We start from the raw sequence: 11,964 nt of genomic DNA on the forward strand, positions 1-11,964 counted from the left end.
GAACCAACCCCGTCCCGCCTTGTCCCCGCTTCCCATGTCACCCCCCGTCCGCCAAATCCCTTAATTTTCCAAGCCTGCCGGAAGCCTCTCCAGGCCCCCGGCTGCGCCCGCTTTTTTTAATGGCGGGCGTCCAGCAGACCCGATCCAAGCGGTAGCTGAAAACGGACTTTCTCCTCAACCGTGACTTATCAGGCAGGTTACCCCCATGCAGTTCAGCGAATTATTGGCAGCGATTTCCACCCATGCGATCCGTCTGCAACGGGAAGAAGGCGACCTGGTCATCCTGGGTGACGACGAGGCGCTGGACGATGCGCTGTGGGATCAACTGATCGCCCACAAGCCGCGCCTGCTGGAGCTGGTCGCCGAACATGGCGGTGACTGGCTGAGCCCGGCCTACCGCATCACGCCGGCCATGCTGCCGCTGGTCAGCCTCGACCAGGCGGCCATCGACCGTATCGTCGCTGCCATCCCCGGTGGCGCGGCGAATGTGCAGGACATCTACCCGCTGGCGCCGCTCCAGGAGGGCATGCTTTACCACCATCTGTCGGCGGAACAGGGCGATCCCTACGTGCTGCACGCGCAGTTCGAGTTCGACAGCCACGCACGTTTGCAGGCGTTTGCCGAAGCCTTGCAGTGGGTGATCGATCGCCACGACATCCTGCGCACTTCGATGGTCTGGGAGCGCCTCGACGAGCCGTTGCAGGTGGTGTGGCGCAAGGCGACCCTGGCGTGCGAGGCCGTTGGCTTCGAGGCGCGCACCGATCGCATGGACCTGGGCCAGGCACCGCTGCTGCGCCTGGTGTATACCGCAGATCCAGCGGACGGGCGTGTGGCGGCAACGTTGCTGTTTCACCACACCATCCTCGACCACACCGCCCTTGACGTAGTGCGCCACGAGATCCAGCTGTACCTGGCCGGCGAGCAAGCCCAGGCCGGTGAGCCGGTGCCGTTCCGCAGCTATATTGCCCAGGTGCGCCATGGCGTCAGCGAGCAGGCCCATGAGGCGTTTTTCCGCGAGATGCTGGCGGATATCGACGGGCCGACCCTGCCGTTCGGTTTGCAGGATGTGCAGGGCGATGGCCTGGGCATCGACGAGGCACGGGTCCCCGTCGACAGCGCACTGAGCCGCCGTCTGCGCACCCTGGCCCGCCCGCTTGGCGTGAGCGTGGCGAGCATGATGCACCTGGCGCTGGCCCGCGTATTGGGCGTGGTCGCCGGGCGTGACTCAGTGGTGTTCGGCACCGTGATGCTCGGGCGCATGGGGGCGGGCGAGGGCGGTGAACGGGCCTTGGGCATGTTCATCAACACCCTGCCATTGCGCGTGGATGTGGGCGAGCAGGGCGTGCGGGCCGGGGTCAAGGCCACCCACGAGCGCCTCACGGCATTGCTCAACCACGAACACGCGTCCCTCGCGCTGGCCCAGCGCTGCAGTGGCGTGGCGGCACCGACGCCGTTGTTCAGCGCCATGCTCAACTACCGCCACAGCGCCGCCACGGACATGGCCGAGGTGATCGAGGTGGCCGAGGGCATCCGCGTGCTCAGCGCCGAGGAGCGCACCAACTACCCGCTCACGGTCAACGTCGACGACCTGGGTGAAGATTTCGCGCTGACGGTGATGGTCGATGCCTCCATCGGCGCCGAACGTGTCGCCACCTACCTGCACACCGCCCTGGAAAGCCTGGCCGACGCCCTTGAGCAGCGACCGGATATGCCGCTCAGCGGCCTGAACATCCTGCCTGACGCCGAACGCCATACCCTGCTGCACGGCCTCAACCACAGCGCCACGCATTACGCCGATACCGCGCTGATCCACTCTCAAGTCGAAGCCCACGCCGCCGCCCAGCCTGACGCCATTGCCCTGCGCTTCGACAATCAGCGCATCAGCTACCGCCAACTCAACGAACGTGCCAACCAGGTCGCCCATCGCCTGCTGGCCCAGGGCATCCGCCCGGATGATCGCGTGGCGATCTGCGTGGAGCGCGGCCCGGAGATGATCATCGGCCTGCTGGGCATCCTCAAGGCCGGCGCCGGCTACGTGCCGATCGACCCGGCCTACCCGCAGGAACGCATCGCCTACACCCTGGCCGACAGCGCACCCTTGGCGGTGCTGGTGCAGGCCAATACGCGCCACCTGGTCGGCGACCTGCCGCAGATCGACCTCAACGGCTTGCGCGGCGAATCCATCGTCAACCCCCGCGTCGACCTCAGCCCGGCCCACCTGGCCTATGTGATCTACACCTCCGGCTCCACCGGCCAGCCCAAGGGCGTGATGATCGAACACCGCCAGGTCGCGCGCTTGTTCACCGCCACCGAACACTGGTTCGGCTTCAACCGCAACGACGTCTGGGCGTTGTTCCATTCCTTTGCCTTCGACTTCTCGGTATGGGAAATCTGGGGCGCGCTGATGCACGGCGGCCAGTTGCTGATCGTGCCGCAACTGGTCAGCCGCTCGCCGGACGAGTGCTACACGCTGCTCTGCGAAGCGGGCGTGAGCATCCTCAACCAGACGCCCAGCGCCTTCCGCCAATTGATCGCCGCGCAAGGCCAGAACCCCCGGTCCCATTCCCTGCGCCAGGTGATCTTCGGCGGCGAGGCGCTGGAACCGGGCGTGCTGAAGCCGTGGTACGCCCGGGCGATCAACGCCGGCACGCAACTGGTGAACATGTACGGCATCACCGAAACCACCGTGCACGTGACCTATCGCGCCCTGGAAGCGGCGGATGCGCAGTTGGTCGGCGTCAGCCCGATTGGCGTGCGCATTCCCGATTTGCAGTTGTATGTACTCGACGCGCGCCGCGAGCCGTTGCCGCTGGGCGTAGTCGGCGAGCTGTACGTGGGCGGTGCCGGGGTGGCGCGCGGTTACCTCAACCGTGAGGCGCTCACCGCCGAGCGCTTCCTGGTCGACCCGGCCACCGGCCAGCGCCTGTACAAGACCGGCGACCTTGGCCGCCTGCTGGCCGACGGCAGCGTCGAATACCTGGGCCGCAACGATGACCAGGTGAAGATCCGCGGTTTCCGTATCGAGCTGGGCGAGATCGAAGCGCACCTGGCCAGCGCGGAGGGCGTGCGTGACGCGGTAGTCATCGCCCGGGAAGACCAGCCGGGCGACAAGCGCCTGGTGGCCTACGTGATAAGCGAGGGCGAGCTGCGTGCGGCCGATCTGCGCGACCATCTGTTGCAGAGCCTGGCCGACTACATGGTGCCCAGTGCTTTTGTGCAACTGGATAAATTGCCGCTCACCACCAACGGCAAGCTCGACCGCAAGGCGCTGCCCGCACCCGATGCCGATGCCCTGGCGCGCCGGGGTTATCAGGCGCCCCAAGGCGCGGTGGAAACGGCCATCGCGGCGATCTGGCAAGACCTGCTCAAGCTTGACCGGGTGGGGCGTGACGACAACTTCTTCGAACTCGGCGGCCACTCCCTGTTGGCGGTCAAGCTGATCGAGCGCATGCGCCAGGTCGATCTCAGCGCCGATGTGCGCGTGCTGTTCGGCCAACCGACGCTGGCGGCGCTGGCCGCCGCAGTGGGTGGTCAGCAAGAGGTGCTGGTACCGGCCAACCGGATCACCACCGCCACCCAGCACATCACCCCGGACATGCTGCCTCTGGTGGAGCTGGACCAGGCTGGCCTCGACCACATCATCCAGAGCGTGCCCGGCGGCATCAGCAATGTGCAGGACATCTACGGCCTGGCGCCGTTGCAGGCCGGCATCCTGTATCACCACCTGGCAACCACCGAGGGCGATCCCTACGTGTTGCAGGTGCAGTTCAGCTTTGACGACCAGGTGGCGGTGGATGCGTTTGTCCAGGCGCTGCACAGCGTGATCGAGCGCAATGACATCCTGCGCACCGCGATCCTCTGGGAAGGCCTCAACGAGCCGGTGCAGGTGGTGTTGCGCCAGGCGGCGCTGACCGTGGAACGTATCGACGAACCGCTGGCGCAGTTGCAGCTACGCTTCGACCCGCGTCACTTCCGACTGGACTTGAGCCGTGCGTCGCTGATGCGCTTTGTCTACGCCGAAGAGCAGGGCCGGTTTGTCGGCATCCTGCTGTTGCACCATATCCTGCTCGACCACACGGCCTTGCAAGTGCTGGTGGAAGAAATGAGCGCCAGCCTGGCCGGCAACAGCGCGCAACTGCCCGCCGCCGTGCAGTACCGCAACTACGTGGCCCAGGCGCGGCTTGGGGTCAGCCAGGCCCAGCACGAAGCGTTCTTCAGCGAGATGCTCGGCGATATCGACGAGCCGACCCTGGCCTTCGGCCTGCAGGACGTGAATGGCGATGGCAGCGGCATCATCGAGGCCCACTTGCCTCTGGAGCCGGCACTGAGCCTGGGCCTGCGCGAACAAGCGCGGCAACTGGGCGTGAGCAGCGCGAGCCTGGTGCACCTGGCCTGGGCGCAGGTGCTGGGGCAGGTGTCCGGCCAGCAGTCGGTGGTATTCGGCACCGTGCTGCTGGGGCGCATGCAAGGCGGCGAAGGTGCCGACCGGGCGCTGGGGATGTTCATCAATACCTTGCCGCTGCGGGTCAGCCTCGGTGCCGTGGGTGTGCAAGCCGGCGTGCGCGCCACCCATGCGCGCCTGGCGCAGTTGCTCGGGCATGAACATGCGTCGTTGTCCCTGGCCCAGCGCTGCAGTGGCGTGCCGGGTTCGCTGCCGCTGTTCAGCACCTTGCTCAACTATCGCCACAGTGCGCCGGGGGACGCGCCGGGAGACAACCCGTTCGCGGCCTCCGGCATTCAGATCCTCAGTTCCGAGGAACGCAGCAACTACCCGCTGGTGCTCAACGTCGATGACCTGGGCACAGGCTTTGCCCTGACGGTACAAGGCGTCGCGAGCCTGGATGTACAGCGCGTGGGGGACTATATGCTCACCGCGCTGCGCCATCTGGTGGCGGCGTTGCAACAGGCGCCGACCACGCCGTTGCAGGCCGTGTCGATCCTGCCGGCCGCCGAGCGTCATCAGATACTGGTGGACTTCAACGCCACCGCCCGTGAGTACCCGGCGCACCTTACCGTGCACCAGCTGTTCGAAGCCCAGGCGCTGGCCCGTCCGGAAGCGGTCGCGGCAGTGCAGGGCGCATTGTCCCTGAGTTACCGCGACCTCAACCGGCGTGCCAACCGCCTGGCCCATCACTTGCTCAACCAGGATGTGCAACCTGGCGAGAGCGTGGCGATCGCGCTGCCGCGCTCGCTCGACCTGCTGATCTGCCAACTGGCGATCCTCAAGTGCGGTGCGGTGTATGTACCGCTGGACATCAACGCGCCGGTCGAACGCCAGGCATTCATCGTGCAGGACAGCGGCGCGCACCGGGTGCTCACGACCCTGGCCGACTTGAACCTGGACACGTTGTCGCCGCGCAACCCTGAGCTGCCGCAGTCTGCCGAAAGCGTCGCCTATATCCTCTACACCTCCGGCTCCACCGGCGCACCCAAAGGCGTGCAAGTGCCGCACCGCGCCATCTCGCGTCTGGTGCTCAATAACGGCTATGCCGATTTCAACGCCCGCGACCGCGTGGCCTTCGCCTCCAACCCGGCATTCGACGCCAGCACCCTCGACGTGTGGGCGCCCCTGCTCAATGGCGGTTGTGTGGTGGTGGTCGAGCATGCGGTGCTGTTGTCCCAGGCCGCGTTCGCCGCGTTGTTGCAGGAGCAATCCGTCAGCGTGCTGTGGATGACCGCCGGGCTGTTCCACCAGTACGCTGACGCGCTGTTGCCGGTATTCGCGCAGTTGCGCTACCTGATCGTCGGCGGCGATGTCCTCGACCCGCAGGTGATCGACCGGGTGCTCAGGCACGGCAAGCCCCGGCACCTGCTCAATGGCTACGGGCCCACCGAAGCCACCACGTTTTCCACCACCCATGAAATCACCCGGGGCGGCGAGGGCGGCATCCCCATCGGGCGCCCGATCGCCAATGCCCAGGCGTACGTGCTGGACCCGCGCCAGCAACCACTGCCGTTGGGTGTGGTCGGCGAGCTGTACATCGGCGGTGCGGGCGTGGCCACGGGGTATTTGAACCAAGCGCAACTCACTGCCGAGAAATTTATCCCGAACCCCTTCGGCGAGGGCCTGTTGTACCGCACTGGTGACCTGGCCTGCTGGCAGGCCGACGGCACCTTGCTGTATCAGGGGCGCAATGACCTGCAGGTGAAGATCCGTGGTTTTCGTATCGAACCCGGCGAGATCGAGACCTGCCTGGCCAGTTTCCCGGGCGTGAAGGACGTGGTGGTGCTGGCCCGCGAAGACCAGCCCGGCGACAAGCGCCTGGTGGCCTACTACACGGCCAGTGTGGCGCTGGAGATTGAAGCCCTGCGCGCTCACCTGCAAGGCCAGTTGCCGGACTACATGGTGCCGTCGGCGTATGTGTGGCTGGAGCTGCTGCCGCTCACCGCCAACGGCAAACTCGACCGCAAGGGCCTGCCGGTGCCGGACCAGAGCGCGCTGCTCAGCCGTGGCTTTGAGGCGCCGGAAGGCGAAGTGGAAACCCAGCTGGCGCAGATCTGGCAGGACGTGCTCAAGCTGGAACGGGTTGGCCGTCATGATCATTTCTTCGAACTGGGCGGGCATTCGCTGCTGGCGGTGAGCCTGATCGAGCGCATGCGCCAGGTCGGCCTGAGCTGCGACGTACGCGTGTTGTTCAGCCAGCCAAGCCTGGCGGCGCTGGCCGCTGCCGTGGGCAGTGGCCGGGAAATCGTGGTGCCGGCCAATGGCATCCCCAAGGGGTGCACCCGGATCACGCCGTCGATGCTGACGCTGGTGCAACTCGACCCCGCAGCCATCGAACGTATCGTCGCGAACGTGCCGGGCGGCGCGGCGAATGTGCAGGACATCTACCCGCTGGCGCCGTTGCAGGAAGGCATTCTTTATCACCACATCAGCGCCGAGCAGGGCGACCCGTACCTGCTGCAATCGCGCATGGCGTTCGACAGCCTGGAGCGCTTGCAGGGGTTCATGGGTGCGCTGCAACAGGTGGTGGCCCGCCACGACATCCTGCGTACCGGCGTGGTCTGGGAAGGCCTGGACAGCCCGGTGCAAGTGGTGTGGCGCGAGGCGAAACTGATCGTGCAAGAGGTCGACCTGGACCCGGTCGAAGGCGACATCATCGAGCAGTTGCATGCACGCTTCGATGCCCGTCACTACCGCCTGGACATCACCCAGGCGCCGTTGCTGCGCATGGTGTATGCCCAGGATCTTGCGAATCACCGTGTGGCGGCGATCCTGCTGTTCCATCACCTGGCGCTCGATCACACCGCCATGGAAGTGGTGGGCCAGGAAATGCGTGCGTTCATGTTCAACCAGGCCCAGGACTTGCCCGAGGCGGCGCCGTTTCGCAACTACGTGGCCCAGGCTCGCCTTGGCGTCAGCGCGGAGGAACACGAGGCGTTCTTCCGCGACATGCTCGCCGATGTGGATGAGCCGACCTTGCCGTTCGGCGTGCAGGACGTGCAGGGCGATGGACGCGATATCGAGGAAGCCGAACAGGCCGTGGATACCGCGCTGGCCCAACGGGTACGCGAGCAGGCGCGGCAACTGGGCGTCAGCGCCGCGAGCCTGATGCACCTGGCCTGGGCGCAGGTGCTGGGGCTGGTATCCGGGCGTGACGACGTGGTGTTCGGCACCGTGTTGATGGGGCGCATGCAGGCCGGTGATGGCGCGGACCGTGCGCTGGGCATGTTCATCAACACCTTGCCCTTGCGCGTGGACGTGGCAGCCACTGCCGCCGCTGCGGTCAAGGCCACCCACGGGCGCTTGAGTGCCTTGCTCGGCCATGAACACGCGTCCCTCGCGCTGGCCCAGCGTTGCAGCGGCGTGGCAGGTGCATCGCCGCTGTTCAGCGCCTTGCTCAACTACCGTCACAGCAGCCCCGGTGAAATGGCTCGCGACGGCCACGGCATCTGGGAAGGCGTGCAATTGCTCGGCGGCGAGGAACGCAGCAACTACCCGCTGACCTTGAGCGTGGATGACCTGGGTGAAGGCTTTGGCCTCACGGTACTGGCGCTGCCGCAGATCGGCGCCCAGCGCCTGTGTGCCTATATGCATAACGCTGTAGAACAGTTGGTGGCCTGCCTGGAAAACGCACCGAAGACCCTGCTCAACCAGCTGACGATCCTGCCGGCGGCAGAGCGTGAAACCCTGCTGCGTGATTTCAACGCCACGGCCGAGGATTTCCCGCAGGGGCACACCGTCCACGGTGCCTTCGAGGTGCAGGCCGAACGCCAACCCCAGGCTATCGCGGTGATGCAAGACGGTGAGGCGTTGACCTACGAACAGCTCAACCGGCGCGCCAACCAACTGGCCCATTACCTGTTGGCACTCGGTGTACAGCCCGACGACCGAGTAGCCCTGTGCTGTCGTCGCGGCCCGCAGATGCTGGTGGGCTTGCTGGGCATTCTCAAGGCCGGTGCCGGTTACGTGCCCATCGACCCGGCGTATCCCGCCGAGCGCATCGCTTATTTGCTAAAGGACAGCGCGCCGGTGGCGGTGCTGGCCGAAGCCAGTACCCGCGACCTGTTGGGCAACATCGCCACGGTGGACCTGCACGACCCATGTCTGCTGCAGCATGCCGTCAGCAATCCGCAGCTCAGCCTCCTGACCCCTGCGCACCTGGCCTACGTGATCTACACCTCCGGCTCCACTGGCCAGCCCAAGGGCGTGATGGTGGAACACCGCAGCGTGGAAAACCTGGTGCACTGGCACTGCGAAGCCTTTGGCCTGGATACGACGAGCCACACCAGCAGCGTCGCCGGTTTCGGGTTTGACGCGATGGCCTGGGAAGTCTGGCCGGCGCTGTGTGTGGGCGCTACCTTGCACCTGCCGCCGGCCGATGTCGGCAATGAAAACATCGACGAACTGCTGGCCTGGTGGCTGGCACAACCACTGGACGTCAGCTTCCTGCCGACCCCGGTGGCCGAATACGCCTTCGGCCAGCAGTTGCAACACCCGACCTTGCGCATCCTGCTGATCGGCGGTGATCGCCTGCGCCAGTTCACCCAGGAGCGACGCTTTGCCGTGATCAATAACTATGGCCCCACCGAAGCCACGGTGGTTGCCACCTCTGGCCGCGTACGCGCCGGGCAGGTGCTGCATATCGGGCGGCCCATCGCCAACGGCCGTGTCTACCTGCTGGACGCGCACTTGCGTGCGGTGCCGGTGGGCGTGGCAGGCGAGTTGTACGTGGGCGGCAGCGGCGTGGCACGGGGTTACCTGAACCGCCCGGACCTGACCGCCGAACGTTTCCTGCAAGACCCGTTCAACGCCGGGCGCATGTACCGCACCGGCGACCTGGCGCGCTGGTTGCCCGATGGCAATATCGAGTACCTGGGCCGTAACGATGACCAGGTCAAGGTGCGTGGCGTGCGGGTTGAGCTGGGGGAGATCGAAAACTGCCTGGCTGCCGTGGAAGGCGTCGGCGAAGCGGTGGTGCTGGTGCGTGAAGGCCGCCTGATCGCCTGGTTCACCGCACGGCAACCGCTGGCTATCGAGACCCTGCGTGCCGACCTGCAAGCCCGGTTGCCCGAGGCCCTGGTGCCGGTCGCCTATGTGCAGGTGCAGGCACTGCCCCTGACCGCCAACGGCAAGCTGGACCGCAAGGCCCTGCCGGAGCCGGACCAGACTGCGCTGCTGACCCGCGAATACGAAGCCCCCCAGGGCGACGTGGAAACCACTCTGGCGCGCATCTGGTCCGAAGTGCTGCAGGTTGAACGGGTGGGGCGCCATGACCACTTCTTCGAGCTCGGCGGCCATTCATTGCTGGCCGTCAGCCTGATCGAACGCATGCGCCAGATCGGCCTGAGTGCCGATGTGCGCGTGCTGTTCAGCCAGCCGACCCTGGCCGCACTGGCCGCCGCTGTCGGCAGCGGTCGCGAAGTGCAGGTGCCGGTTAATCGCATTGCTGCCGATTGCCGACGCATCACCCCGGACTTGCTGACATTGGTGCAACTCGACCAGGCGACGATTGATCACGTGGTCGCCCAGGTGCCCGGCGGCGCCGCCAACGTGCAGGACATCTACCCACTGGCGCCGTTGCAGGAAGGCATTCTCTACCACCACATCACGGCCGGGCAGGGCGACCCGTACCTGCTGCAATCCCACCTGGCGTTCGACAACCTCGAGCGGCTGAATGCCTTTGCCCAGGCGTTGCAGCAGGTGATCGACCGTCACGATATCCTGCGCACCGCCGTGGTCTGGGAGGGCCTGGCGCAACCGCTGCAAGTGGTGTGGCGCAAGGCCGAGTTGGCGGTGCAGGCGGATGCGCTTGAGCACCTGCACCAGCGCTTCGACCCGCGTCAGTACCGTGTGCCGATGAGCCAGGCGCCGCTGGTGCGCCTGGTGTATGCGCCGGACCCGGCGCATCAGCGGGTGGTCGCGATCCTCTTGTTCCACCACATTGCCCTCGACCACACGGCGCTCGACGGCGTGCGTCACGAGATGCAGGCCAGCCTGCTCGGGCTGCCGCAGCCGAGCGGTGCGGCCACGCCGTACCGCAACTACGTAGCCCAGGCCCGCCTGGGCGTCAGCGAAGCGGAGCATGAGCAGTTCTTCCGCGGGATGCTCGGCGATATCAGCGAGCCGACGTTGCCGTTTGGCTTGCAGGATGTACGCGGCGACGGCAACGCCATTGAAGAGCTGCAACTGAACCTGGACCCGTCGCTCAACCAGCGCCTGCGCACCCAGGCCCGCTTGCAGGGGGTGAGTGCCGCTAGCCTGTTCCACCTGGCCTGGGCGCGGGTGCTGGCCAGCACGTCAGGCCAGGAACACGTGGTGTTCGGCACCGTGCTGCTGGGCCGCATGCAAGGCGGCAAAGGCAGTGACCGTGCCTTGGGCATGTTCATCAATACCTTGCCGTTGCGCGTGGACATCGATGGGCGCGGCGTACGCGCTGCGGTCAAGCAGACCCATGCACAACTGACCGCGCTGCTTGGCCATGAACACGCGTCCCTGGCCCTGGCCCAACGCTGCAGCGGGGTTGCCGCGCCGCAGCCGTTGTTCAGCGCGATGCTCAACTACCGCCACAGCGACAGCCGGCAGGCGCCGGTGTCCCAGGCCTGGGAAGGCATCCAGACCCTGACCAGCGAGGAGCGCACCAACTACCCGTTGACGTTGAACGTGGACGATCAGGGCGACGGTTTCCGCCTCACCGCGATGACCGCGAAGTCGATTGGCGCGCAACGCATCTGCGGTTACCTGCAGGTGACCTTGCAGGGCCTGGTCGACGCGCTGGAGCAGGCACCGCAGTGGGCGGTCAACCGCCTGCCGGTGCTGGAGGCACAGGAGCGTCAGCAACTGCTGGCCGGTTTCAATGCCTCCGAAGTGGCTTACGACCTGGAGCAGACCCTGCACGGCCTGTTCGAAGCGCAGGTGATGCGGACGCCGGACGCCATCGCCGTCAAGGCCGATGACCGCGTATTGACCTATGCCGAGCTGAATGCACGGGCCAATCAATTGGCTCACCACCTGCTGGAATTGAGTGTGCAGCCGGATTCGCGGGTGGCGATCTGCGTGGAGCGCGGCCTGGACATGGTCATCGGCCTGTACGCGATCCTCAAGGCCGGCGCCGCCTATGTGCCGCTGGATCCGGCGTATCCGCTGGAGCGCATTGCCTACATGCTGGAGGACAGCGCACCGGTGGCGGTGCTGGCCCAGGGCGCGACGCGGGCATTGCTGGGGGAGGTGCCGGTGGTCGATCTGGACCAGCCGAGCTGGCAGCATCAGCCTGTCGACAACCCTCACGTGCCAGCCGTCAGTGCCTACGTGATCTACACCTCCGGCTCCACCGGCCAGCCCAAGGGCGTGATCAACGACCACCCCGGCGTGGTCAACCGCCTGCTGTGGATGCAGGACGCCTATGGCCTGCAAGCCCATGACCGGGTGCTGCAAAAAACGCCGTTCAGCTTCGACGTATCGGTGTGGGAGTTCTTCTGGCCGCTGTTCACCGGCGCCTGCCTGGTGATGGCGCGCCCGGGCGG

The 11,964-nt window shown here is 66.3% G+C and carries 1 protein-coding gene; it reads left to right on the forward strand.

Annotated elements, in window-relative coordinates; translation table 11 throughout:
* Window positions 1–205 precede the first annotated feature (205 nt).
* A partial coding sequence (locus BFN10_RS17975) for a non-ribosomal peptide synthetase (protein WP_071490812.1) occupies window positions 206–11,964 on the forward strand: 11,759 nt, incomplete at its 3' end.

The organism is Pseudomonas extremorientalis (assembly GCF_001870465.1).
GTDB classification, from domain to species: Bacteria; Pseudomonadota; Gammaproteobacteria; order Pseudomonadales; family Pseudomonadaceae; genus Aquipseudomonas; species Aquipseudomonas extremorientalis.